This window comes from Nocardioides sp. Root190 (genome assembly GCF_001428565.1).
Lineage (GTDB): Bacteria > Actinomycetota > Actinomycetes > Propionibacteriales > Nocardioidaceae > Nocardioides.
The window spans coordinates 680,867-703,704 of record NZ_LMIA01000010.1; the positions used below are offsets into that span (position 1 = coordinate 680,867).

The window sequence follows — 22,838 nt, forward strand, 5'->3', positions numbered from 1 at the left end:
GTGCGCCGTTCTCTCCGCCGAAGTGCGCCGTTCTCTCCGCCGAGGTGTCCGTACTGGACGGAGAAAACCAGGCACCTCGGTGGAGAAACCCACGCACTTCGCGGGAAATGACACCGGCCCGACTCGCGAGCGAGTCGGGCCGGTGCTGTGGAACAGGTGCGTCAGGCGGTGATCAGGCGGGGAAGCCCTTGCCGGACGCGGCGAGCTCACGCAGCCACGGCGTGGCGGAGAACCGCTCGCCGTAGGTGGCGGCGAGCTCGTCGGCGCGGGCGATGAAGGCCGAGAGGCCGATCTCGCCGGTGACCTTGTTCTCGTAGCCGGTCATGAACTGCGCGGCACCACCGGTGTTCGGGGGGAAGCCGATGCCCATGATCGAGCCGATGTTCGCGGCGGCCGCCGAGGTGATGACGCCCTCCTCGAAGGTCTTCGCGGTCTCGAGCGCCTCGGCGAAGAGCATCCGGTCCCGGATGTCCTGGATCGGCGGCTGCTCCTCCGCGACCGGGAACAGCGTGGCGAGCTCGGCCGAGATCGAGCCGCGCTTGCCGTCGGTGTAGTCGTAGAAGCCAGCGCCGCGGAGGCGACCGGAACGACCCGCGTCGAGCATCTTCTGCACGACCGCGATGCCCGGGTGCTCCACGTAGTCCGAGCCGTCGCGCTCGGCGGCGTCCTTGGTGGCCTTGGCGATCTTGCCCATGAGCTCGAGGTTGAGCTCGTCGGACAGCTGCAGCACCGGAGCCGGGTAGCCGGCCGAGGTGGTGCCGCGCTCGATGGAGTACGGCGCCACGCCCTCCGCGAGCATGGCCATGCCCTCGTTGACCATGAAGCCGATGACCCGCGAGGTGTAGAAACCGCGGCTGTCGTTGACGACGATCGGCGTCTTGCGGATCTGCTGGACGACGTCGTACGCCTTGGCCAGCGCCTCGTCGGAGGTCTCCTTGCCGGAGATGATCTCGACGAGCGGCATCTTGTCGACGGGCGAGAAGAAGTGCAGGCCGACGAACCGCGAGCGGTCGGCGTCATTCTCCAGGCCGGCGGCGAGCTCGGTGATGGGCAGCGTCGAGGTGTTCGAGCACAGCAGGGCGTTCGGCGCGAGGTGCGGGAGGATCTCGGCGAAGACCTTGGCCTTGAGGGCCGGGTCCTCGAAGACCGCCTCGATCACGATGTCGGCACCAGCAGCGGCGGCCGGGTCGGCGGAAGCGGTGATCCGGCCGAGCAGCTCGGCCTTCTTCTCCTCCGTGGACTTGCCACGGCTGATCGCCTTGTCGAGCAGGGCCTCGGAGTACGCCTTGCCCTTCTCGGCGGCCTCGACGGAGATGTCCTTGAGGACGACCTCCACACCCGACTTCGCCAGGACGTAGGCAATGCCCGCGCCCATCATGCCGGCGCCCAGGACGACGGCCTTGCTGGCCTTGTAGGGCTCGATGCCCTTCGGGCGAAGCGAACCGGAGTTGATCGCCTGCAGGTCGAAGAAGAACGCCTGGATCATGTTCTTCGAGCCCTGGTTGACGACCAGGTTGGCCAGGTAGCGCGACTCGATGCGCGAGGCTGTGTCGAAGTCGACGAGCGCTCCCTCGACGGCAGCCGAGAGGATGGCGCGCGGAGCCGGGTAGTCGGCACCCTTGACCTGCTTGCGCAGGAGCGCCGGGAAGGCCGGGAGGAAGCCGGCGAGGGCCGGCGACTTCGGGCTGCCACCGGGCATCTTGTAGCCGGGAGCGTCCCACGGGTTGAGGGCAGCCTCGGGGTTCGCCTTCAGCCACGCCTTGGCGGCGGGGATCAGCTCGTCCTGGGTCTCGACGAGCTCGTCGACGACACCCTTCTTGAGAGCAGACGCCGGGTTGAACTGCGTGCCCTGGAGCAGCACGTCCATCAGCGCGTTCTGCAGGCCCCACTTGCGCACGGCGCGGGTCACGCCGCCGCCGCCGGGGAGCAGGCCGAGGGTCGCCTCGGGCAGGCCGACCTTGATCTTCGGGTCGTTCACCAGGATCCGGTGCTGGGCGGCGAGGGTGATCTCGTAGCCACCACCGAGGGCGGCGCCGTTGATCGCCGCGACGACGGGCTTCGGGAAGAGCTCGAGGCGCCGCAGCGCCTTCTTGACTCCCTCGGCCATCGCGAAGACCTCGGGGGCGTTCTCCTTGGTCGCGACGACCATGCCCTTGAGGTTGCCACCGGCGAAGAAGGTCTTCTTCGCCGAGGCGATGACGACGCCGGTGACGTCGTCCTGCTCGGCGTACAGGCGCTCGACGGCGTCGGCCATCGAGGAGATGTACAGCTCGTTCATCGTGTTGGCGCTGGCGTTCGGGTCGTCGAGCGTGAGGGTGACGATGCCGTCGGCGTCACGGTCGTAGCGGACCGCGGTCTGCGTGTCGGTGCTCAATGTTGTTCCTTCAAGTCCGTGTTTCGGAGAGATCTGGGTGCGTCAGCGACCGGGTTTCGACGCGCTCTTCGCGCCTTCGTTCCTCAGTCGCGATCGCTTGCTCAACCACCATTGACGATGGCGAGCTGGTCCTGAGCGCGAGCGCTCAGACCAGCTCGACGATCGTCGCGATGCCCATGCCGCCGCCCACGCAGAGCGTGGCCAGGCCGCGGCGCAGGTCGCGGCGCTCGAGCTCGTCGATGAGGGTGCCGAGGATGATCGCGCCGGTCGCACCCAGCGGGTGGCCCATCGCGATCGCGCCGCCGTTGACGTTGGTGATGTCGTGGCTGATGCCCATGTCGCGCATGAAGCGCATCGCGACGGCGGCGAACGCCTCGTTGATCTCGAACAGGTCGATGTCGCCGACCTCGAGACCGGCCTTGGCCAGCGCCTTGTGGGCGGCCGGGGCGGGACCGGTGAGCATGATGATCGGGTCCGCGCCGGACACGGCGGTCGCGATGATCTTGGCCCGCGGGGTCAGACCGAGGTCCTTGCCGACCTGCTCGTTGCCGATCAGGGTGAGCGCGGAGCCATCGACGATGCCCGAGGAGTTGCCGGCGTGGTGGACGTGGTTGATCTTCTCGAGCCAGTGGTACTTCTCCAGCGCCACGTCGTCGAAGCCGGCGTCGGCACCGAGCTGGGCGAAGGACGGCTTGAGGCCGGCCAGGCCCTCGACGGAGGTGTCGGGGCGCACGGTCTCGTCACGGTCGAGCAGGACCAGGCCGCTGATGTCCTTCACGGGCACGACGGGCTTGTCGTAGTAGCCGTTGGCCCATGCCTTGGCGGCGCGGTGGTGCGACTCGGCGGCGTACGCGTCGACGTCCTCGCGGCTCCAGCCCTCGATGGTGGCGATCAGGTCGGCACCGATGCCCTGCGGCACGAAGCCGGCCTTGAACGCGGTGGCGGGGTCGGACGCCCAGGCGCCACCGTCGGAACCCATGGCGACGCGGCTCATCGACTCGACGCCACCGGCGATGATCAGGTCCTCGAACCCGCCGCGGACGCGACTGGCGGCCTGGTTGACGGCCTCGAGGCCCGAGGCGCAGAAGCGGTTGAGCTGGACTCCGGCCACGGTGTCGGGCAGACCGGCTGCGATGGCAGCGGTCTTGGCGATGTCACCGCCCTGGTCGCCGACCGGGGAGACGACGCCGAGCACCACGTCGTCGACGCGGTTGGTGTCGAGGCCCGGGTTGCGCTCCTGGAGGGCGTCGAGCAGTCCGACCACGAGGTCGACCGGCTTCGACTCGTGGAGGGAGCCGCTGGCCTTGCCGCGACCGCGGGGGGTGCGGAGGTGGTCGTACACGAATGCTTCTGCCATGACCGTCCTTGTTTCTTGCCTGGTTGCAGTGGCGATGAGGTGCGTCCGATCGCAGGGCGCGCCACGGGGGAACTCTGTCCCCACCCACCGATTGTGACACTATTACTGTCATGGTCAAGAGCGAGGGTCCCACCAGCGGTGTGACGCACGCCGCACCGACCGGCTCGCTGCTCACCCTGGACCAGCTCACGGCGCGCGTCGGGCTCAGCGTGCGGACGGTGCGTTTCTACACCTCACGCGGCCTGGTGCCGCCGCCCATCAGGCGCGGGCGCTCCGGCTACTACTCCGCCGAGCACGTCGCCCGGATCGACCTCGTCCTCGAGCTGCAGAGCCACGGTTTCACGCTGTCGGCGATCGAGAGGTACGTCGCCGGGATCCCCGACGACGCATCGCCCGAGGACATCGCCCTGGCCCGCACCATGCTGGCGCCCTGGCAGTCCGACCTCCCCGTCGAGATGGACCGCGCCCAGCTCGAAGCGCGCTGCGGGCGCGAGCTCGGGGCCGATGACATCGCCACCCTGCAGGCCCTCGGCGTGCTGCGGTTGCGGGGCACGACGTACCTCGTGGCGAGCAACCAGCTCTCCATCGGCGTGCGGCTCCTCGAGCTCGGCTTCCCCCGTGAGGTCGCCGTCGCGGCGGCCGGGGTCTATGCCGAGCACGGCGAGCAGATGGCCAAGGAGCTCTACGAGGTCATCAACGACAAGCTGGCGCCGTTGTACGACGGAGCCAGCCAGTCCGAGCACTTTCGCGAGATCATGGAGCGACTGAAGCCGTTGTCGGTGGGCGGTCTGGTCACCGCCTACGAAGCCGCCGTCGCGCGCGCCGCGCGCATCCCCCGCCGCTCCTGAATTGCGGTAGTCCCGGGCCAAAAGCACCGAAACACGTCGATTTCGGGTGCTTTTGACCCGGGACTACCGAGCCCGAAGGCCTACAGGGAGGGTCAGCGACGGCCGCTGAAGCTCGCGGCGCTGTGGCCACCGCTGCTCGCGCCGCCACCGTTGCCACGGCTGGCGCCACCAGCGCCGCCCGCGCCGCCACCGCTGCGGCCGCGGCTGCGGTTGCGCCCGCCACCGGCGGACGCGTTGCCGGAGGCCGACGAGGTCGCGCCGCCGCCCGCGCCGGAGCGCTTGCCGCGGTTGCCACCAGCGCCACCGGCACCGGTGGAGGCCTTGGCCCCCGCCTTCGCGCCGGAACGGCTGCCGGCCGGCTTGCTGCGGTTGCGGCCACCGCCACCACCGCCGCCACCGTTGCCGCCGGCCGAGGGGGCCGGGCCGAGCTCGAGGCCACCGGGACGGCTGCGCTCGCCGGGAGCGAGCTCCAGCAACACCGGGTGGTGCGAGCCGGCGATCCGGGTGGTGGTCGGCTTGATGCCCGCAGCGCGGGTCAGGTCGCTGACGTCGCGACGCTGCTCGCTCGTCATGAGGGTGACGACCGTGCCGGCGGCACCTGCGCGCGCCGTACGACCGGAGCGGTGGAGGTAGGCCTTGTGCTCGGCCGGCGGGTCGGCGTGGACCACGAGCGAGACGTCGTCGACGTGGATGCCGCGGGCGGCGATGTCGGTCGCGACGAGGGTCGTGGCCTGGCCGCTGTGGAAGGCCTCCATGTTGCGCGTGCGCGCACCCTGGCTGAGGTTGCCGTGCAGGTCGACCGCGGGCACGCCGTTCTTGTTCAGCTGGCGGGCGAGCGCCTTGGCGCCGTGCTTGGTCCGCGTGAAGACGACCGTGCGGCCGGGAGCGCTGACCAGGTCGAGCAGCACGGGGATCCGCTGCTCGCGCTCGACGTGCAGCACGTGGTGGTCCATCTTGGCGACCGGCGACTGCGCCGAGTCGGCCTCGTGGATCGCCGGGTTGGTCAGGAAGCGCTTGACCAGCACGTTGATCGCGCCGTCGAGGGTCGCGGAGAAGAGCATCCGCTGGCCGTCCTTCGGCGTCTGGTCCAGCAGGCGGCGTACGGCGGGCAGGAAGCCGAGGTCGGCCATGTGGTCGGCCTCGTCGAGCACCGTCACCTTGACGTCGGCGAGACTGCAGTGACCCTGCTGGATGAGGTCCTCGAGCCGGCCGGGGCAGGCGATGAGGACGTCGACGCCGTTGCGCAGCGCGTTGACCTGCGGGCCCTGGCCGACGCCACCGAAGACGGTGGTCGTGCTGAGGCCGGCGGCCTTGGCCAGCGGGCTGATCGTCGCGGCGATCTGCGAGGCGAGCTCACGGGTCGGCGCAAGGACGAGCGCACGCGGGCGCTTGGGGGCCGGACGGCGACCCTCCGCGGCGAGGCGAGCGACGAGCGGCAGGCCGAAGGCGTAGGTCTTGCCCGAGCCGGTGCGGCCGCGTCCGAGGACGTCGCGCCCGGCCAGCGAGTCCGGCAGCGTCGCGGCCTGGATCGGGGTCGGGATGGTGATCTGGTCCGCCGTCAGGACGGCGACGAGGTCAGAGGGAACGCCGAGGTCGGCGAACGTGGAGGTGCTGGGCACAGGTGGTTCTCTCCGGGGGCCGCAGAGAAATGGGCGCGGACCCCTGTGTGGGCGTCTCGCTGTGCTGTCCCATCCGGTGATGGGAGCGGTGAGCGGTGCCTCGTACGAGGGGCGCAACCGCGAGCGGAGCGCCGGGATCCGGGGCAAGACTGCCCGGATCGGTGACTCCAGCGTAGGGGTCGCGGACGCTCCGCGCTCAATCCCCGCGCAGAATCACGACGTGATCTGCGACGCAGAGGGGCGCGGGGACGTCCGCGGACCGGGGGCTACTCGGAGACCTGGACCGCGGCGCCGCGCTCGATGAGGCCGTCGACGTCGGCGATCCCCCAGGCCGCGAGGCCCTCGCGGGTGTGCGCTCCCGAGGCCGGTGCCGGCGGGTGCGACAGGGTCGCGGCGGTGCGGGAGAAGCGCGGGGCGGGCTGCGGCTGGACGAGGCCCTCGTGCTCGACGAAGACCTCCCGGGCCTTGATGTGCGGGTGGTCCTTGGCCTCGCTGATCTTGAGGATCGGCGCGACGCAGGCGTCGGTGCCGTCGAAGATCGCGCACCACTCGTCGCGGCTCTTGGTGAGGAAGGTCGTGGCGATCAGCTCGCGCAGCTCGGCGGTCTTCTCGAGGTCCCAGCGGTCGGGAGCCGTGCCCTCGATGCCGAGCAGCTTCACGAAGAGGTCGTAGAACTGGGGCTCCAGGGCACCCACCGACATGTGCTCGCCGTCGGAGGTCTCGTAGATGTCGTAGTACGGCGCCCCACCGTCGAGCAGGTTGGCCGCGCGCTCCTCCTTGAAGCCGCCGCCGGCGAGGAAGGCAGAGGTCATCGCGTTGAGGTTGGCGGTGCCGTCGACGATCGCCGCGTCGACCACCTGGCCCGTGCCCGAGATCTTCGCCTCGAAGACGGCAGCGAGGATGCCGATGACGAGGTACGTCGAGCCGCCACCGAAGTCGCCGACCAGGTTGGTCGCGAACTGGGGCTTGTCCTTGACCTGGCCCAGACCGTGCAGGGTCCCGGTGATCGCGATGTAGTTCATGTCGTGGCCGGCAGCCTGCGACCAGGGGCCGTCCTGGCCCCAGCCCGTCATCCGGCCGTAGACCAGGCGCGGGTTGCGCTCGTGGCAGGCCTCCGGACCGAAGCCGAGCCGCTCGGCGACTCCGGGGCGCATGCCCTCGACCAGCACGTCGGCGTCCGCGACGAGGTCCAGGACCGTGGCGACGGCCTCGGGGTTCTTGAGATCGAGCGCGACGCTCGGCCGACCGCGGTTGAGCAGGTCGTGGGAGCCGCCCGCCAGCATCTGGCCGCCCGGCCGCTCGACGCGGATCACGTCGGCACCGAGGTCCGCCAGGATCATGCAGGCGTGCGGGCTCGGCCCGATGCCTGCGATCTCGACGACCTTGAGGCCCTTGAGCGGACCGGTTCCCTGACCAAGCTCGAACGTCATGGGGCAGATCCTCGCACAACCGTGACAGTCCTGCTGTCACGGTCGCCTACTGGCGGGTAGGTCATGGCGCTTCACCACGGGATGTAGGCGAGCACGCGGCGCTTCACCACGGGATGTAGGCGAGCACGCACTTCCCCGGTGGAACTCCACCCAGAAAGCAACAACTCACCTACATACCGTGGTGAAGCGCCGCCCCGCCGAACCCACGGCCCGAACGTCGTGCCGCCGCGCCATCAACCAGGGTTGACGATCCGGGCGAGCTCGAAGTGCATCGGGTCGGTCCAGGCCCAGTCGCCGCCCCAGGCGAAGCCCCAGTACTTGAAGATCGAGACGACCTCGCGGTTCATCTGGCCGACGGTGCCCCGCTGGTTGCCGGGGACGTTGAAGTCGAGGGCGAGGCCGAAGGAGTGGTTGGAGAGCGTCGAGGAACCGGCGATGAAGCGCGGGTAGTAGCAGCCGGCGTACTCGCCGCGGTGGATCTCCTTGGACAGGCCGCGCTTGACGACCTCGGCGAGAGCCGCCTTGAGCTGGGGCATCATGAACTTGTTGCAGGTGACCGAGCCGAGGATCGGCACCGCCTCGGTCACGATGTGGGTGCGCACCCAGGCGGGATCGGGAGCGATCCGGCCGCCGCCGATCGGGCGGTAGCGGAAGGTGCCGACGGCGTCCTTGAAGGCGCCGACGGGGATGACGTTCTGGAAGGTGTCGAGGTCCAGGCCCTCCTGGGCCACGATGTCGAGCGCCGTGATCGAGAACCTGGTCTTGCCGAGGGTCTTCTCGATCGCCTCGCGGACCGCCTTGGGTGAGCTGATCCCGGTGTTGATCAGGACCGCGTTGTCGACCGGGAGGCCGAGCTCCTCGCCCCACTTGCTGTTGACCATCGCATCGACGCTGTCGACCTCGGAGGGCGACCACGCGCCGACGTGGATGCGCTGCTTGCCGACCTGGAGGTAGCCCTCACCATCGGTGCGCAGGTCCTTCTGCAGCCGGTCGACCACGGCGATCTCGCCGCCGGCGACCCGGTCCCACTGCTCCTGGAACTCCGCACTGGTGGTGCCCGTGAACGAGCGGTACTGACCCGCGTCGACGGCCGCGATGTTGTAGAGCCGACCGTCGACGGTGAAGTTGCCGTAGGACAGGCGGGTGTGGGCGGCGATGCCCTTCTTCTTGTCCTTGCCCTTCCCGACGGTGATCGCGAGGAGCTCGTCGACCTCGTCGTCGGGGATCTTCTTGTCGCTCACGACGAGCAGGTCGTCGCCGTACTGGGTGCCGTCGAACTTGCCGGGCGCGGAGACCGCGCGGGCGGGGTCCGCGGAGTTCTCGGGGATGTCACTGGCCGGCGCAGCCGCCTTGCTCGGGTCGGCCTCGGCGCCCTTGCCAGCCGAGCCGCAGCCCGCGACCAGGGCAGCAGCGAGCACCACCGACAGCCCAGCCGCCAGCCGCACGCGTCGTCGCGCCAACGCCATGATCCCTTCCCCGCCACCGGTCCCCCCGGCAGTCCCTCCGGGACCGAGGGTAGTACGGACCAGGTCAGCCGAGGACGCGTTCAGCGATCCAGGCGATGTCATCAGCGGTCTTCGCCGGGTCGCCGGACGGCTGCATGACGTGGCTCAGCACCAGCCGGACCACCATGTCGATGCTGGCCTCGAGGCGACCCTCCGGGAGAGGGATGTCGTACGACGCCACCCGCTCCGCGACGACGAACTTGGCGCCCTCGAGGAGGTACTCCGAGTGAGTCGTGAGCAGCGGCAGGAGCTCGGTGTCGGCGCCATGGGTGGCCGAGACGACGGCGTGGAGCAGGGCGTTGTCCTGGGCGTACTTGAGGACGCGTCGTGCGGAGTCGCGGATCGCGCCGATCAGGTCGCCGGGGTTCTCGTCGAAGGACTGCGCCACTCCGGCGAGGAAGCGGTCGAGCTCACGCATGACCATCGCCTCGGCGAGGTCGTTCTTGGTGCCGATCTCGTTGTAGACGGTCTGCCGGCTGACCCCGACCTCGTCGGCCAGGCGGGCCATGGTGACCCGACCCCAGCCGGCGGTGGTCATGATCGCGACCGCCGCCTCGAGGAGGCGGTCGCGCAGGGTCGGGGTGGCGCCTGGCACGACGGCCACCACCCCGTCCCGGGTCGCGGGACGGCCCGCGAGGATCGACATGGGACGAACCTATCCCTCGAGGGTGAGCGCGAGGACGGGGCAGGCCTGGACGGCTGCGAACACGTGACCGCGGTCCGCCTCGGTCGGCGAGTCGTCCAGGACGACCACCTTGTCCTCGTCCTCGTCCACCTCGAAGAAGTCGTTGGCCATGGCCTCGCACATGCCGAGGCCCTCACACTTGTCGAAGTCCGCGATGATCTTCATGAACTCAAGCCTCCACCTTCTCGGGGTCGAACGGCACGAAGTCGGCCTTGTCGCGCACGCCGCAGTCCGGGCAGAACCAGTCCTCGGGGATCTCCGACCACGCAGTGCCGGCCGGGAAGCCCTGGTGCTCGTCACCGGCCACGACCTCGTAGACGTAGGAGCAGCCGGGGCACTTCGCGGCGAGCACCTCGCCGTCGTGGTTCTGCAGCCACAGGTCCTCGTGCTGGACGTGCACCTCAGGCGGCGGGAACTTCGCGAGGTACTTGTCCACCTTCTTCGGGTGGATGTTGGCCAGGGTCACATCACCGTCGAGGTGCTCGACGACGCGGTGGTCCATCACCTTGCGCCACAGCGGCGGGAACAGCGCGAGGGTCAGCATCCCGGCGTACCCGGTCGGCAGGGCCGGCGACTCCTTGAAGTCGCGCAGCGTCTGGTAGCGGCGGGTGGGGTTGGCGTGGTGGTCGCTGTGACGCTGCAGGTGGTAGAGGAAGAGGTTGGTCACCAGGTTGTTGGAGTTCCACGAGTGCATCGGCAGGACGCGCTCGTAGCGCTGCTTGGGACCGACCTTCTGGCGCTTCATGCCGTAGTGCTCGAGGTAGTTGATGATCTCCAGCAGCGAGAAGCCGAACACGATGGTGACGAGGGCGTACGGCGTGATCTGCCAGCCGTACATCGCGATCATGGCGCCGTACAGGACCGCCGACATGAACCAGGCGTTGAGCACGTCGTTGCCGACGTGGAACGGGTGCGTGTCCTTGCGGCGGTAGCGCTTGGCCTCGACCTCCCAGCCGGACTTCAGCGAGCCGGCCACCGTGCGCGGCCAGAAGGCCCAGAAGGACTCACCGAGGCGGCTGGAGGCGGGGTCCTCCGGGGTCGCGACCCGCACGTGGTGGCCGCGGTTGTGCTCGATGTAGAAGTGGCCGTAGAAGGTGGGCGCGAGGGCGATCTTGGAGAGCCAGCGCTCGACCTCCTCCTTCTTGTGGCCGAGCTCGTGGGCCGTGTTGATCGCGATGCCCTGGACACCGGCGATGGAGACCGCGAGGAAGAGCTTCTCGTACCAGGTCATGTCGATCGACCGGACGAGGTCGGCACCGAGGGTGTCGACCACCCAGCCGGTCGCGCCGACGAGGTCGGTGAACCAGAGGATCGGGTTGGAGCCGGCGATGAGTGCGAAGCCGGCGAGCAGGATGAGGAACTGCAGCGGGATGTAGAGGTAGACGACCCAGCGGTAGTAGCGGTCGTTCTCGAGCGACTCCATCACCTCGTCCGGCGGGTTGGACGGGTCGAGGCCGAAGACCAGGTCCAGAAGCGGGATCAGCAGGTTGACCAGGATCGGACCAGCGAGCAGCAGCCACATCCAGTCGGTGTAGAGCCAGCCGACGACGGCGGAGATGCCGAGTCCGGGAACCATCAGGCCGAGCAGCCAGAGGTAGCGCTTCTTGTCCTTCCACTGCTCCGTGGAACCGTCGGGGACGGTCTGTCCGATCGTGGGCGATCCGGTCATCGTCGAGCCTCCTTCACCGCGACACCTGCGTCGCTTGACAAGAAGGTACGACTTGTAAAGGTCGTTTGACAAGAGTCTGGTGGTTGTAAAGTGACGGGGGTCACCTCGCCCGTGTACGCCCTACGCAGAGAACCGCACGGTACGGACCGGCAGGCGCTCGTAGCCACGCAGCACCCGCGTCGGCCTCCGCTCGGCAGGACCGCTGACGTGGAGGTCCGGGAACCGCTCGTACAGGGCGCGCAGGGCGACCGCCGCCTCGAGCCGGGCCAGGCTCGCGCCGAGGCAGTAGTGGACGCCGGCGGAGAAGGCGAGGTGCTGGTCGGCGTTCGCGCGGGTCACGTCGAACCTCGCCGGGTCCTCGAACACGGCAGGATCGCGGTTCGCACCACCGACGTACAGCAGGATCCCGTGCCCGGGCGCGAAGGTCTTGCCGGCCACCTCGGTCTCGCGCAGCGCGATGCGCAGGGTCAGCTGGACCGGCGACTGGTGGCGCAGCACCTCGTCGACCGCGTTGCCCCAGCCGTCGGGATTCTCCTGCAGCCAGCGCAGCTGGTCGGGGTGGCGGTCCAGGAGCTCGACCGCATTGGAGATCAGGTTGACCGTCGTCTCGAAGCCCGCCGCGAGCACCAGGAGGCCGACCTGGTGCAGCTCGACCTGGTCGAGCCTGTCCGGGCCCTCGAGCTGGGTGAGGTGGCTGATCAGGTCGTCGCCCGGGTTCGCGGTGATCCGCTCCACGTGGGCGCGGAACCACGTGTGCAGCTCGCGCAGGGCGTCCTCGGCCTGGCGGAACTGTCGCCACGACAGGCCCGGATCGAGGGTGATCGCGGCCTCGTTGCCGAGTGCGAGCAGTCGCCCCCGGTCGTCCTCGGGCACACCGAGCAGGTCGGCGATGACCGTCACGGGCAGCTGGGAGGCGTAGCGGTCGACGAGGTCGAACTCGCCTGATCCGGCGAGCTCGTCGAGCAGGCCGGCGGCGACCTCACCGACCCGATCCCCCATCCGGCCGACCTTGCGGGCGGTGAAGGCGCGGGCGACCTGCTTGCGGTAGCGGGTGTGCAGCGGCGGGTCGACCGCCAGCATCGACGGCGGGTCGACCGGCCCCAGGGCGTCGGGATCGATCACCTTGTGGTGCAGCCACTGCAGCGGCTTCGGCAGCTCGCCCTGGCCGCCGGCGGTGCCGAACGCATCACTGCGCAGCACCTCGTTGCACACGGCATGGTCCACGCTCGCCGAGATCAGGTCGTTGGCGCTGATCAGCCCCCGGGAGCGGAGCTCCTCGTAGGCGCCGAACGGGTCCTCGCGCAGCGAGGGGTCCATCACCATCCGGGCGATCAGGTCCCCCTTGCGCGCGCCCCGGCCGATCAGCGCGCGCTGCACGCCGTGAGCCAGGGTCCAGGAGGCGAAGGAGCGAGGGGTGTCCCGCAGGCGTCGTAGGTCCATGTCAGGCGACCACGCGCTCCGGACCCCCGGCGAGGTCCTCGGCGTGCAGCAGTCGTCGTACGCCGCGGGCGCGCCGGGCGAGCAGGCGCCGCTGCTCCTCCAGGGCCGCCTCGGGCAGGTGGGTGTCGAGCTGGGCGTTCACGGTCAGCTGCCAGCGGTAGCGCAGTGCGGCGAGGAGGCCGGCGCGGTCGCCGAAGAGCTCGACGTAGTCGTCGTGCCAGGGCAGCTCGGCCGTCTCGGAGCTCGCCAGGTGCTCCTCGATGGCGCGCAGGGCCTGCCACCTGCGGTGGGTCTCGCTCCAGGTCATGGTGCTCACCGACCTCTCGGTTCGTGGTTGATGGGTCGAACCTACGCAGCCGGGAGGATCCGGACATCGGACGACGGCACGCACTCGGCCTCCTACCCAGGGAGGAGCGCGTCGACCTCCCGCAGCCGGATGACCGCAGCGGACGCGCTCCCTACGCTGGGGTCATGCTGCGCCGGATCCGTGACCTCGACGAGCGCCTCCACGCGCGCATCGAGGGCTCGATGCACGAGCGCGGCATCTTCTACCCGTGGTGGATCCCGACGACCTCGTCCGTCGGTCAGCTGCTCTGCGTGGTGATCGCCCTCGCCCAGCGTGGCGCGATCACCTCCCCCGAGCCGGTGACCCTGGCGGTCCTGCTGATCCTCGTGTCACCGCTGGTCCACTTCATCCTCGACATCTGGCTGCCCTGGTGGCTCGACGCCGCCGCGACACTGGCCGCCGCGGCCCTGCTGATGTCGGTCCCGATCGACGCGGGCATCGACATGGCCCCGGCTCTCCTCGCGCTGATCTCTGCCGAGGCGGTCGCCCGGGACGGTGTGCGGGCGGGCGGAGTGGTGGGGATCGTCGCGGCGGGGATCATCGTCGTGGTCGACACGACGGTCGGCATCGGGAGCGTCGGCGTGTACCTCCTCGAGGTCCTGCTCGGAGTCGTGGTCGGCGCGATGCTCTGGTGGCAGATGCGGGCCCTGGCCGCCGAGCGCCGGGCCCGCGAGACCGCCTGGGACCAGGCAACCACCGCCGAGCGTGAGCGGATCGCCCGCGAGATCCACGACCTCGTGGCGCACTCGCTCAGCATCTCGCTGCTGCAGGTCACCGGTGCCCGCCACACCCTGCGCGACGTCAGCGACGCGTCCGGCCCCGACGAGGTCGCCGAAGCGGTCGCCGAGGTCGACGCCGCCCTGTCGGACGCCGAACAGGTGGGCCGCCGCGCGATGGCCGACATCCGTCGTACCGTCAGCGCCATGGCAGCCGGTCCTGCCGAGCGGCACTCACTGCCCGGCGCGGGCGACATCGCCGCTCTGGTCCGAGAGATGACCGGCGCCGGGCTGGCGGTCGAGTACGACGAGCAGGGCGATCCCGCGCAGCTGCCCGCGGCCACCGGCCTCGGGCTCTACCGGATCACCCAGGAGTCGCTGTCCAACGTCGCCCGCCACGGCGGCGAGCAGCCCGTGGCGAGGGTCCGACTGACGGTGGGCGGCACCGGAGCCCGGTTGCTGATCACCAACCCGCTGCCCGCGGGCCGCGTCCGTGACGACGGCCCGGGCTCCGGCCTGGCCGGCATGCAGGCCCGTGCCGAGCAGCTCGGGGCCACCCTGCGTGCCGGCCCCGACGACGGCAGCTGGGTGGTCGACCTGCGGCTCGGCCCCGGCTCCCGGTCAGCAGGAGGTGTCGAGCTGCCGTGCGGCCGCTCGCTGTGGAAGGCGGTCCCCGGTGAGCGATGAGCTCGTCCAGGTCGTCCTCGTCGACGACCAGGAGCTGGTGCGGTCCGGGCTGCGCCGGATCCTGCGACGACGCGACGGCTTCGAGATCGTCGCCGAGTGCAGCGACGGCAGCGAGGTCCCCGGCACGCTCGACGGCCTGCCCGGCGGTGTCGACGTCGTGGTGATGGACCTGCGGATGCGGGTCGTCGACGGGATCACCGCGACCTCCGGCGTGGTGGCGCGTGCCGACGGACCGCCGGTGCTGGTGCTCACGACCTTCGACGACGACGAGATGCTCTCCGGCGCACTGCGGGCCGGGGCCTCTGGCTTCCTGCTCAAGGACTCCTCGGCCGAGGACCTGATCCGCGCCGTACGCACCGTCGCCGGCGGCGGACACTGGCTGGACCCGACCGTGACCGGCCGCGTGCTCGACCAGTTCCGCACGTCCGCGCCGAGGGGCGCGGCGACCGCGGCCGCCGTGGATCCGCTGACCGCCCGCGAGATCGAGGTGTTGTGCGCGATCGCGCTGGGACGCAGCAACGGCGAGATCGCCGGTGACCTGGTCATCTCCGAGCTGACCGTGAAGAGCCACGTCGGACGGATCTTCACCAAGCTCGGGCTGCGCGACCGGCCGGCCGCGATCGTCTATGCGTACGACCACGGCCTGGTCTCACCCCGCCCGTCCTGAGCGAGGAGCCTCGAAACCCCCGGCCCGGGCGGGGTCCCGGCGGTGACCGGGACGGGTTCCGGCACCATGGCCAGGGGTTTCGAGACGGTCGCTGCGCGACCTCCTCAACCAACGGCGGGCCTGCGCGACCTCCTCAACCAACGGCCGGGCGATCAGGCCTTCTTGTCCACGTCCGTCCGGTCGATGGCGCCCATCCCGCTGGCGGCCCGCTCCACGGAGCGGTGGATCAGCGACTCGAGGTCCAGGCCGGTCGAGGTCTTCAGCATCTGGAGCGTCTGCACGACGTTGTCGGTGACCTGTCGGGGCAGGGCGCCCGCGCCGTCGCTGGAGATGACGGTGAGCTGGTCGATCGCGGCGATCGGCGCAGCGACCTCCTTGGCGATCTGCGGGAGGACCTCGATCAGCATCTGGAGCACGGCGGCGTCGTTGTAGTGCGCGAACGCCTCGGCCCGCTTGTCCATCGCCTCGGCCTCGGCCTGGCCGATGGCCAGGATCGCGGCGGCCTGCGCCTCACCCTCGGCGCGGGTGGCGTCGGCCTCAGCGACACGACGACCCTTCTCGGCCTCACCGCGCTTGATGCCCTCGATGGCCTCGGCCTCGGCGAGCGCCGCACGGCGTCCCTTCTCGGCCTCACCGCTGAGCTTGGTCTCCTCCGCCTTGGCCTGGGCGGCGGCGATGGTGGAGGCCTTGCGGGCGTCGGCGGCGGCGATCTCGGCAGTACGACGTCCCTCCGCCTCCTGCTCGACGCGGTAGCGCTCGGCGTCGGCGGGCTTGCGGACCTGGGTCTCGAGCTGGCGCTCGGTCAGCGCGGCCTGCTGGACAGCGACCTTCTCCTGCTCGGAGAAGATCGCCTGGTCGCGCTCGGCCTGGGCCAGCGGGCCGGACGCAGCGGCCTGCGCGGACGCGGCGTCGGTCTCGGCCTTGATCTCGGCCTGCTTCAGCGCGAGCGTGCGCTGGGAGACGGCGATCTCCTGCTCGGCGGCGATCTGCGCCTGCTCGGCGGCCTGGCGCGCATTGGCCTCCGCGATCCGGGCGGCCTGGCTGGCGCGGGCGGCCTCGGGGCGACCGAGGTCGGCGAGGTAGCTGCCGTCGTCGGTGACGTCCTGGATCTGGAAGGCGTCGAGGATGAGGCCCTGGCCGGTCAGCGAGCTCTCCGACTCGTCGGCGACGCGCTGGGCGAAGGCGGCGCGGTCGCGGATGATCTGCTCCACCGTCAGGCCACCGACGATCGAGCGCAGCGCTCCGGCCAGCACCTCCTGGGTGAAGGACTCGATGTCACCCTGCTGGGAGAGGAAGCGCTGGGCACCGAGCCGGATCTGGTCGGCGTTGCCGCCCACCTTGACGATCGCGACTCCGTCGAGGTTGAGCTTGATGCCCTGACCGGACACCGCGCCACGGATCTGCACGGAGATCCGGCGGCTGGAGAGGTCCATCGTGGCCAGCTTCTGCACGAACGGGACGACGAAGACCCCGCCACCCAGGACGACCTTCTGGCCCGACAGGTCCGTCGAGAGCTCGCCGGTCTCCGGGTTGATCACCGCCTTGCCCTTGCGGCCCGTGACGATGAACGCCTGGTTCGGGCCGGCGACCTTGTAGCGGCTCGTGACGAGCAGGACGAGCAGGACCAGGACGGCGACGATGCCGCCGATCGGTACCAGGATGGCGGGTTCCATGAATTCCACTTTCACTCGGTGGGGGGTTGCCAGATCTCGGTGACACTGACAGCGCTGGGGGACAGGACACCGGTGACGTTGACCCTGGTGCCGGCCTCGATGGGGAGCTGGGCGCTCGCGTTGAACTGGAGGGTGTGCCCGCCGACGAGGAGGCGTACGACGCCGTACCCGCCGGCCGGGATGGAGGTGATCACCTGGGCAACCTGGCCGACGCTGTCGCCGATCGAGACGGTCCCGTCGCTCGGTCCGTCCTTGACCAGGCCGGTCAGCCACCAGGCGAACCAGGCGACCACCACACCGGACCCGGCGCCGATCGCCAGGGAGACCGGGAGCACGGCACCCGCGCCGTCGCTCGCGGCGGCACCGAAGCCGAAGGCCGAGACGAAGCCGGCGAGGGCTGCGGTCGAGAGCCAGTCCGCGGCGAGCGCGTCGAACGCTCCATCGAGGAAGTCGCCGGCCACCAGGGAGACCAGGAGCACGACGAGCCCGACGATGCCGAGGACGAGGAAGGCGGTCACGAACACTCCGAGGGGGTGAGGGGGCCGGTGGTCACGATCCTAGTGATCATCACCTGAAGCCGATACTTCTCTTGGTGATCCTCCACCACGTGACGCCCGTCACAAAGTTGCACCACAAGGCGTATCAGTGCAAAGATGCACTCATGAGTCAGCCGTGCATCAGTCGTCGCGAGGTTAAGCGGCACCAGACCGCGCTGCGCCTCCAGCACTGCGCGGCGGAGCTGACCCTCGAGCACGGCTTCGACGGCTGGACCATCGACGAGCTGGCCGCGGCCGCCGACGTGTCGCGGCGCACCGTCTTCAACTACTTCGACGGCAAGGCCGAGGTCATCCTCGGTCCGGAGCCGGAGGTCGACGACGCGCAGGTCGCGGAGTTCGTCGCGGGCGGGCCGACGGGCCGGCTCTTCGACGACCTGCTCGTGCTCGCCCACGAGGCGACCCGCGAGAAGGCCGACTCCGACCAGCACATCGCCGCGGTCCGCCAGGCGGTCATGAGCGACCCCCGGCTGCTCCAGCTGGTCCACGAGCGTTTCGAGATGGCCGCGACCTTGCTCGGCGACTGCGTGCGCCAGCGCGAGGGCGACGACTTCCCCAAGGAGAAGGTCCGCCTCCTCCTCCGACTCCTCATCACGTGCTTCGACGACGCGCTCGAGCGTGTCGCGGAGGACGGCAGCACCCCCTTCGCCCAGCACTTCGACGCCACGGTCGCCGACGCCCGTACCTGCCTCGCCTGACTGCCCGCCTGACTGCCTGACCCGCTTCTCCCTTCCCCCTTTCCCACGATCCCTGCGCCGGAGACCCCGGAACAGCCACGAACCCAGGAGACCTGACCATGGCCCGCCTGCTCTACAAGCTCGGCTCGACCGCCTACCGGCGGTGGCCCTTCTTCATCGCCGGATGGTTGCTGCTCGTCGTGGTGGTCGGCGCCACCTCGGCGCTGGCGTCCAAGCCCTTCAACGACGAGTTCACCATCCCCGGCATCCCGTCCGAACAGGCCGCCGACATCCAGAAGGACCTGTTCCCCGACTCCGGGGACGCCTTCGACGACGCCACCGTCAACGTCGTGGTCGCCGCCCCCGAGGGCCGCACCCTCGCGGAACCGGAGTACTCCGAGGCGATCGCGGACCTGATCGCCGCGATCCCCGACCTGCCCCAGATGGACGCCGACGCCGTCCAGCCCGGGTTGGCCGACCCGACCACCGCGGCCGCCGACCTCGAGCAGCAGTACGTCGACGCGGCCAGCGAGGCCGGGGGCGACGTCACCCAGGCGCAGGAGAACGCCGCTGCGATCTCTCCGCTCTCCGAGGACGGCCGGATCGGCACGTTCTCCTTCGAGTGGGACGTCGAGACCGTCGCGGACCTCGAGGCGACCTCCGTCGAGGCGCTCGAGGAGCTCCTGACCGACACCAGCGACGAGACCGGCCTGATCGCCGAGGCCAACGGCCAGGGCATGGCCGTCATGGAGGCACCGGGCGGCACCGCCGAGCTGATCGGTCTGGGCATCGCGCTGATCGTCCTGCTGCTCACCTTCGGCTCGTTCACGGCTGCCGGCATGCCTCTCGTCAACGCGATCTTCGGCGTCGGCCTGAGCATGGCCGGCGTCACCGCGATGACCGCGTTCATGGACCTCAACTCCTCGACCACGGCGCTCTCGACGATGATCGGCCTCGCGGTCGGCATCGACTACACGCTCTTCATCCTCGCTCGCTACCGCACCGAGCTGCACCACACCGACGACCGCCGGCACGCCGCCGGCATCGCAGTCGGAACCGCAGGATCGGCCGTCGTCTTCGCCGGTCTCACCGTGCTCATCGCGCTCTCGGCGCTCTCCGTGGTGGGCATCCCGTTCCTCACGACGATGGGTCTGGCTGCTGCCGCGACCGTGCTGATCGCTGTCCTGGTCGCGCTCACGCTGCTGCCTGCGCTCCTCGGCATGACGAAGTCGAAGGCCTTCGCGGGGCGGGTACGCCGCTACGAGCCGAAGCGTGACGAGCACGGCCTCGTCCTCAACAACGGTGTGCGCTGGGCCCGGATCCTCCAGAAGGCCCCGCTCGCCTGGGTCGCGGCCGTCGTCGTGCTCCTCGGCGCGCTCGCCATCCCGATCTCGCAGATGTACCTCGCCTTCCCGAGCGACAGCACGGCCGCGAGCGACACCACCCAGCGCAAGGCCTCCGACCTCGCGGAGGACGCCTTCGGCGCCGGGCGCCAGGGCACCTTCGTCGTGGTCGTCGACGGGCGCGACATCGCCGACGACGACCAGCGCACCGAGGCCTTCGAGCAGGTCGTCGACTGGGCCGCGGGTCAGGACGACGTCGCCAACGCCCAGCTGGTCGCGACCAACGAACCCGCGACGGGCGCGATCATCCAGCTCACGCCGTCCTCCGGGCCCGACGAGCCGGAGACCCTCGACCTGCTCGAGGCACTGCGCTCAGGACAGTCCGACATCGAGGACCAGACCGACACCACGGTCGGCGTCACCGGCCTGACGGCCATCACGACCGACGTCTCGGACCAGCTGAACGGCGCTCTCCCGATCTACCTCGCGGTGGTCATCGGACTGGCGTTCCTCCTGCTGGTGCTGGTGTTCCGCTCGATCCTGATCCCGCTCACCGCCACCCTGGGCTTCCTGCTCTCGGTCCTGGCCACGCTGGGCGCGACCGTCGCGATCTTCCAGGAGGGCGCGTTCGGGATCTTCGAGGGCCAGCCGCTGGTCAGCTTCATCCCGATCTTCGTGATCGGCGTGGTGTTCGGGCTCGCGATGGACTACCAGGTCTTCCTGGTGACCCGGATGCGCGAGGCCCACGTCCACGGGCTGTCCACCCACGACGCCGTCGTCGACGGCTTCCGCAACAGCGCCCGGGTGGTCACCGCAGCGGCCGCGATCATGATCGCCGTCTTCTCCGGCTTCATCCTCGAGGACGACGCGATCATCAAGTCGATGGGCTTCGCCCTGGCACTGGCCATCGTGTTCGACGCCTTCATCGTCCGGATGGTCCTCATCCCGGCCCTGCTCTACGTCATGGGCGACAAGGCCTGGTGGCTGCCGGCCTGGCTGGACCGGATCCTGCCGAACGTCGACATCGAGGGCGAGTCCCTCGAGCGCGACTCGGCGCCGGTCGCGGTGCAGGTGGGCCGTGACGACGAGGACCGGGAGCTCGCCGGAGTCTGAGTCGACCCACCGGGAAACACGAAGGGCCGCTCCGTGAGGAGCGGCCCTTCGTCGCGTGGCGAGGAGGAAAGCGTCAGCCCAGCGCCTTCTCGATGTCTCCGGCGATCTTCTCGGGCTTGGTGGTCGGGGCGTAGCGGCCGATGACCTGGCCGTCCTTGCCGATGAGGAACTTGGTGAAGTTCCACTTGATCTTGCCGCCGATCAGGCCGCCCTTCTCGGACTTCAGCCACTGGTAGACCGGGTGCGTCTCGTCGCCGTTGACGTCGATCTTGGAGAACATCGGGAAGCTCACCCCGTAGTTCTTCTGGCAGAAGCCGGCGATCTCGGAGTCGGCGTCGAGCTCCTGGTTGGCGAACTGGTCGCACGGGAAGCCCAGCACCGTGAAGCCGCGGTCACCGAACTTCTCGTACAGGCCCTGGAGGCCCTCGAACTGGGGCGTGAACCCGCACTTGGAGGCGGTGTTGACGACCAGCACCACCTTGCCGTCGTACGACGAGAGCTCGATGGGCTGGCCGTCGATGGCGGTGGCGGAGAAGTCGTGAAGGGTGCTCATGCCTCCAGTGTGTCACCGCGCCCGCAGCGACCGGCCCTGCAGGAGCGCGAGATCGGCGACGACGAGAGCCTGCGCGACGACCCAGATCCGTCCTGCGGTGTCGAGCCCGAGGACGCCGGTGGCGGCGACCTCGAGGGACGCGAGGACCCAGACCAGGTTGCCGACGACGATCGCCCAGCCGGTACGGCGCGACATCGTGCTGCGGGCGTACAGCCCGACCACGAGGGCGTAGCCGACCATGAAGGCGCCGATGGCGCGGTACGCCGTGGGGTCGCCGCCGAGCAGGTCGGCGAGAGGTCCCGCGAGGGCGAGGTAGGCCGCGGCGTTGACGCCGGTGACGACGGCGTCGGCGGCGAACCAGAGGGGGCGCCGACCGGTGGCGGTCGAGGTGGTGCGCGGCGTGGCGAGAGTGGTCATCGTGTCCTCCTGGACGGGTCGGGTTCGATGACCCGAGCCTCACCCAACCGAGGGGTCGGAGGCGATGACCTCGGAGGTCATGGGCCTGCGGCGCACCCGCCACAGGACGAGGAGGAGCAGCACCAGGACCAGGTCCACGATGCCGATGATCACGAAGCCGACCCGACTCGTCCGCTCGCCGTCCACCCGCTGCGCCGACGGCTGGTCGCGCAGCACCGTCACGCCGATCTCACCGGACTCCTCCGCCCGCTGCCAGCTCGCCCGGTCCACCTCCGCCGGCCAGGTGCCGGCCTCGGGGTCGATGTCCTCGGGCAGCCGGAACCGGACGACGTAGCTGGGATCGCTCGCCTCGCGCAGGACATCGGTGTCGGTCACCTCGGCCGTCACGTGCACGCCGCTGCGGTCGATGCGCCACTGCTGCCAGGCCTGGTGCACCACCGGCAGGTTCACCACGACCACGACCAGCAGCAGCGCCAACCAGGGGGTACGACGTGGCGTCACCCGGTCGGTCCTGCGGGGTCCTCGGCCGTGGTCGGTCCGGACGCGACCACACCCGTCCACGGCTCGTCCCAGCGCTCGCCGTACACGCTCTCCTCGAGGGGGCGCCGGGAGCGGACCCGGTGCTCGCGCTCCGCGTCCCGCTCGCTGACCTCGGCGGGGTCGCCCCGCACCCCGACCGCGATCCCGGCGATCACGCGGGCGGTCGCCGGGATCCCGAGACCAGCAGCCACCGCGTCGTGGTCGAATCCACCGAACTGATGGGCGTGCAGGCCCATCGCCCGCGCCTGGAGCGTGAGGTGGGCCGAGGCCTGTCCGACGTCGTGGACCGGGATGAGCAGGTCGCCCAGCTCGTTGCCGTCGGCACCCGGGACCACGACCGACAGGAACACGACTGAGGCCCGCGGAACCCAGCCGGAGTTGCCGCGGCTCAGGTGAGGGACGAGCACCTGGTGGGCCGCACTCCCCCGTGGCGCCACGACGTAGCGCCACGGCTGGCGGTTGCCCGAGCTCGGCGCCCACTGCGCGGCCTCGAGGAGGCGGGTGATGTCCTCGTCACCGAGCTCGTGGTGGGCGTCGAAGACGCTCGGGCTCCAGCGGGAGCGCAGCGGCTCGGCGATGTCGACGGGGTTCATGGCCCCAGTATCGGGGCCATGAACCTCGAGTG

At 70.2% G+C, this 22,838-nt stretch carries 21 protein-coding genes; 5 read left to right on the forward strand and 16 right to left on the reverse strand.

The window, feature by feature from the left end; translation table 11 throughout:
• Positions 1 to 172: 172 nt before the first annotated feature.
• Entirely contained in the window at positions 173 to 2,374 is a 2,202-nt protein-coding gene (locus ASE01_RS16050; RefSeq protein ID WP_056754140.1) for a 3-hydroxyacyl-CoA dehydrogenase NAD-binding domain-containing protein, read from the reverse strand.
• Positions 2,375 to 2,519: 145 nt separating this feature from the next.
• A complete protein-coding gene (locus ASE01_RS16055; protein ID WP_056754143.1) occupies positions 2,520 to 3,731 on the reverse strand; it encodes an acetyl-CoA C-acetyltransferase in 1,212 nt (403 codons plus the stop codon).
• Between the two features lie 110 nt (positions 3,732 to 3,841).
• Between ASE01_RS16055 and ASE01_RS16060 the strand changes: the two genes are divergently transcribed.
• The gene (locus ASE01_RS16060; RefSeq protein WP_056754145.1) at positions 3,842 to 4,579 is read left to right on the forward strand and encodes a MerR family transcriptional regulator; all 738 of its coding nucleotides are present in this window, start codon (positions 3,842 to 3,844) and stop codon (positions 4,577 to 4,579) included.
• A gap of 92 nt (positions 4,580 to 4,671) precedes the next feature.
• Here the strand turns inward: ASE01_RS16060 and ASE01_RS16065 are convergent, their stop codons facing one another.
• The 8 genes from ASE01_RS16065 to ASE01_RS16100 all read right to left on the reverse strand — a co-directional run bounded on the left by ASE01_RS16065 (position 4,672) and on the right by ASE01_RS16100 (position 13,243).
• Positions 4,672 to 6,198, reverse strand: coding sequence for a DEAD/DEAH box helicase (locus ASE01_RS16065; RefSeq protein ID WP_056754147.1), 1,527 nt, complete (start codon positions 6,196 to 6,198; stop codon positions 4,672 to 4,674).
• Positions 6,199 to 6,464: 266 nt separating this feature from the next.
• Positions 6,465 to 7,628 (reverse strand): CaiB/BaiF CoA transferase family protein, encoded by a 1,164-nt coding sequence (locus ASE01_RS16070; RefSeq protein ID WP_056754150.1) that lies wholly within the window; start codon positions 7,626 to 7,628, stop codon positions 6,465 to 6,467.
• Between the two features lie 233 nt (positions 7,629 to 7,861).
• Complete coding sequence (locus ASE01_RS16075; protein WP_082606104.1) at positions 7,862 to 9,094, reverse strand: M15 family metallopeptidase; 1,233 nt, start codon at positions 9,092 to 9,094, stop codon at positions 7,862 to 7,864.
• 64 nt (positions 9,095 to 9,158) lie between these two features.
• Positions 9,159 to 9,779 (reverse strand): TetR/AcrR family transcriptional regulator, encoded by a 621-nt coding sequence (locus tag ASE01_RS16080; RefSeq protein WP_157537395.1) that lies wholly within the window; start codon positions 9,777 to 9,779, stop codon positions 9,159 to 9,161.
• A 9-nt stretch (positions 9,780 to 9,788) separates the two neighbouring features.
• A complete protein-coding gene (locus ASE01_RS16085) occupies positions 9,789 to 9,983 on the reverse strand; it encodes a ferredoxin (protein WP_056754156.1) in 195 nt (64 codons plus the stop codon).
• Positions 9,984 to 9,987: 4 nt separating this feature from the next.
• Entirely contained in the window at positions 9,988 to 11,487 is a 1,500-nt protein-coding gene (locus ASE01_RS16090) for a fatty acid desaturase (RefSeq protein ID WP_056754157.1), read from the reverse strand.
• Between the two features lie 120 nt (positions 11,488 to 11,607).
• On the reverse strand, positions 11,608 to 12,927 hold the full coding sequence (locus tag ASE01_RS16095; protein ID WP_056754159.1) for a cytochrome P450: 1,320 nt from the start codon (positions 12,925 to 12,927) through the stop codon (positions 11,608 to 11,610).
• A gap of 1 nt (position 12,928) precedes the next feature.
• Entirely contained in the window at positions 12,929 to 13,243 is a 315-nt protein-coding gene (locus ASE01_RS16100) for a hypothetical protein (protein ID WP_056754161.1), read from the reverse strand.
• A 155-nt stretch (positions 13,244 to 13,398) separates the two neighbouring features.
• Here ASE01_RS16100 and ASE01_RS16105 point away from each other — a divergent pair, with 155 nt between their 5' ends.
• Positions 13,399 to 14,676, forward strand: a complete 1,278-nt coding sequence (locus ASE01_RS16105; RefSeq protein ID WP_056754164.1) for a sensor histidine kinase — start codon at positions 13,399 to 13,401, stop codon at positions 14,674 to 14,676.
• On the forward strand, positions 14,666 to 15,343 hold the full coding sequence (locus ASE01_RS16110; protein WP_056754167.1) for a response regulator transcription factor: 678 nt from the start codon (positions 14,666 to 14,668) through the stop codon (positions 15,341 to 15,343). The genes ASE01_RS16105 and ASE01_RS16110 overlap by 11 nt, the downstream gene beginning before the upstream one ends.
• A gap of 152 nt (positions 15,344 to 15,495) precedes the next feature.
• Here the strand turns inward: ASE01_RS16110 and ASE01_RS16115 are convergent, their stop codons facing one another.
• Together ASE01_RS16115 and ASE01_RS16120 are read right to left on the reverse strand one after the other, a co-directional pair.
• The gene (locus ASE01_RS16115) at positions 15,496 to 17,016 is read right to left on the reverse strand and encodes a flotillin family protein (RefSeq protein ID WP_056754168.1); all 1,521 of its coding nucleotides are present in this window, start codon (positions 17,014 to 17,016) and stop codon (positions 15,496 to 15,498) included.
• 11 nt (positions 17,017 to 17,027) lie between these two features.
• Positions 17,028 to 17,534 carry an NfeD family protein gene (locus tag ASE01_RS16120; RefSeq protein WP_157537397.1) on the reverse strand — a complete coding sequence of 169 codons (507 nt, stop codon included), beginning with the start codon at positions 17,532 to 17,534 and terminating at the stop codon, positions 17,028 to 17,030.
• A 143-nt stretch (positions 17,535 to 17,677) separates the two neighbouring features.
• On the opposite strand from ASE01_RS16120, the gene ASE01_RS16125 reads away from it, so the two are divergent.
• Both ASE01_RS16125 and ASE01_RS16130 read left to right on the forward strand, forming a co-directional pair.
• A complete protein-coding gene (locus tag ASE01_RS16125; protein WP_056754173.1) occupies positions 17,678 to 18,268 on the forward strand; it encodes a TetR/AcrR family transcriptional regulator in 591 nt (196 codons plus the stop codon).
• Positions 18,269 to 18,366: 98 nt separating this feature from the next.
• Positions 18,367 to 20,703: an MMPL family transporter gene (locus ASE01_RS16130; protein WP_056754176.1), complete on the forward strand. Its 2,337-nt coding sequence runs from the start codon at positions 18,367 to 18,369 to the stop codon at positions 20,701 to 20,703.
• A gap of 73 nt (positions 20,704 to 20,776) precedes the next feature.
• Here ASE01_RS16130 and ASE01_RS16135 read toward each other — a convergent pair whose 3' ends face one another.
• The 4 genes from ASE01_RS16135 to ASE01_RS16150 are packed head-to-tail and all read right to left on the reverse strand — an operon-like array spanning position 20,777 to position 22,806.
• Entirely contained in the window at positions 20,777 to 21,256 is a 480-nt protein-coding gene (locus ASE01_RS16135) for a glutathione peroxidase (protein ID WP_056754178.1), read from the reverse strand.
• 12 nt (positions 21,257 to 21,268) lie between these two features.
• A complete protein-coding gene (locus ASE01_RS16140; protein WP_056754180.1) occupies positions 21,269 to 21,673 on the reverse strand; it encodes a hypothetical protein in 405 nt (134 codons plus the stop codon).
• Positions 21,674 to 21,712: 39 nt separating this feature from the next.
• Entirely contained in the window at positions 21,713 to 22,174 is a 462-nt protein-coding gene (locus ASE01_RS16145) for a hypothetical protein (protein ID WP_157537398.1), read from the reverse strand.
• Entirely contained in the window at positions 22,171 to 22,806 is a 636-nt protein-coding gene (locus tag ASE01_RS16150) for a nitroreductase family protein (protein ID WP_056754188.1), read from the reverse strand. Before ASE01_RS16150 ends, ASE01_RS16145 begins: the two co-directional genes overlap by 4 nt.
• Positions 22,807 to 22,838 lie beyond the last annotated feature (32 nt).

Excerpts from the sequence above, each read along its gene's own strand:
- ASE01_RS16125 (WP_056754173.1), top strand. The coding sequence starts at position 17,678 with ATGAGTCAGCCGTGCATCAGTCGTCGCGAGGTTAAGCGGCACCAGACC.
- ASE01_RS16130 (WP_056754176.1), top strand. The coding sequence starts at position 18,367 with ATGGCCCGCCTGCTCTACAAGCTCGGCTCGACCGCCTACCGGCGGTGG.
- ASE01_RS16115 (WP_056754168.1), bottom strand. The coding sequence starts at position 17,016 with ATGGAACCCGCCATCCTGGTACCGATCGGCGGCATCGTCGCCGTCCTG.
- ASE01_RS16150 (WP_056754188.1), bottom strand. The coding sequence starts at position 22,806 with ATGAACCCCGTCGACATCGCCGAGCCGCTGCGCTCCCGCTGGAGCCCG.
- ASE01_RS16085 (WP_056754156.1), bottom strand. The coding sequence starts at position 9,983 with ATGAAGATCATCGCGGACTTCGACAAGTGTGAGGGCCTCGGCATGTGC.
- ASE01_RS16140 (WP_056754180.1), bottom strand. The coding sequence starts at position 21,673 with ATGACCACTCTCGCCACGCCGCGCACCACCTCGACCGCCACCGGTCGG.
- ASE01_RS16055 (WP_056754143.1), bottom strand. The coding sequence starts at position 3,731 with ATGGCAGAAGCATTCGTGTACGACCACCTCCGCACCCCCCGCGGTCGC.
- ASE01_RS16060 (WP_056754145.1), top strand. The coding sequence starts at position 3,842 with ATGGTCAAGAGCGAGGGTCCCACCAGCGGTGTGACGCACGCCGCACCG.
- ASE01_RS16080 (WP_157537395.1), bottom strand. The coding sequence starts at position 9,779 with ATGTCGATCCTCGCGGGCCGTCCCGCGACCCGGGACGGGGTGGTGGCC.
- ASE01_RS16095 (WP_056754159.1), bottom strand. The coding sequence starts at position 12,927 with ATGGACCTACGACGCCTGCGGGACACCCCTCGCTCCTTCGCCTCCTGG.
- ASE01_RS16090 (WP_056754157.1), bottom strand. The coding sequence starts at position 11,487 with ATGACCGGATCGCCCACGATCGGACAGACCGTCCCCGACGGTTCCACG.
- ASE01_RS16075 (WP_082606104.1), bottom strand. The coding sequence starts at position 9,094 with ATGGCGTTGGCGCGACGACGCGTGCGGCTGGCGGCTGGGCTGTCGGTG.
- ASE01_RS16135 (WP_056754178.1), bottom strand. The coding sequence starts at position 21,256 with ATGAGCACCCTTCACGACTTCTCCGCCACCGCCATCGACGGCCAGCCC.
- ASE01_RS16105 (WP_056754164.1), top strand. The coding sequence starts at position 13,399 with ATGCTGCGCCGGATCCGTGACCTCGACGAGCGCCTCCACGCGCGCATC.
- ASE01_RS16070 (WP_056754150.1), bottom strand. The coding sequence starts at position 7,628 with ATGACGTTCGAGCTTGGTCAGGGAACCGGTCCGCTCAAGGGCCTCAAG.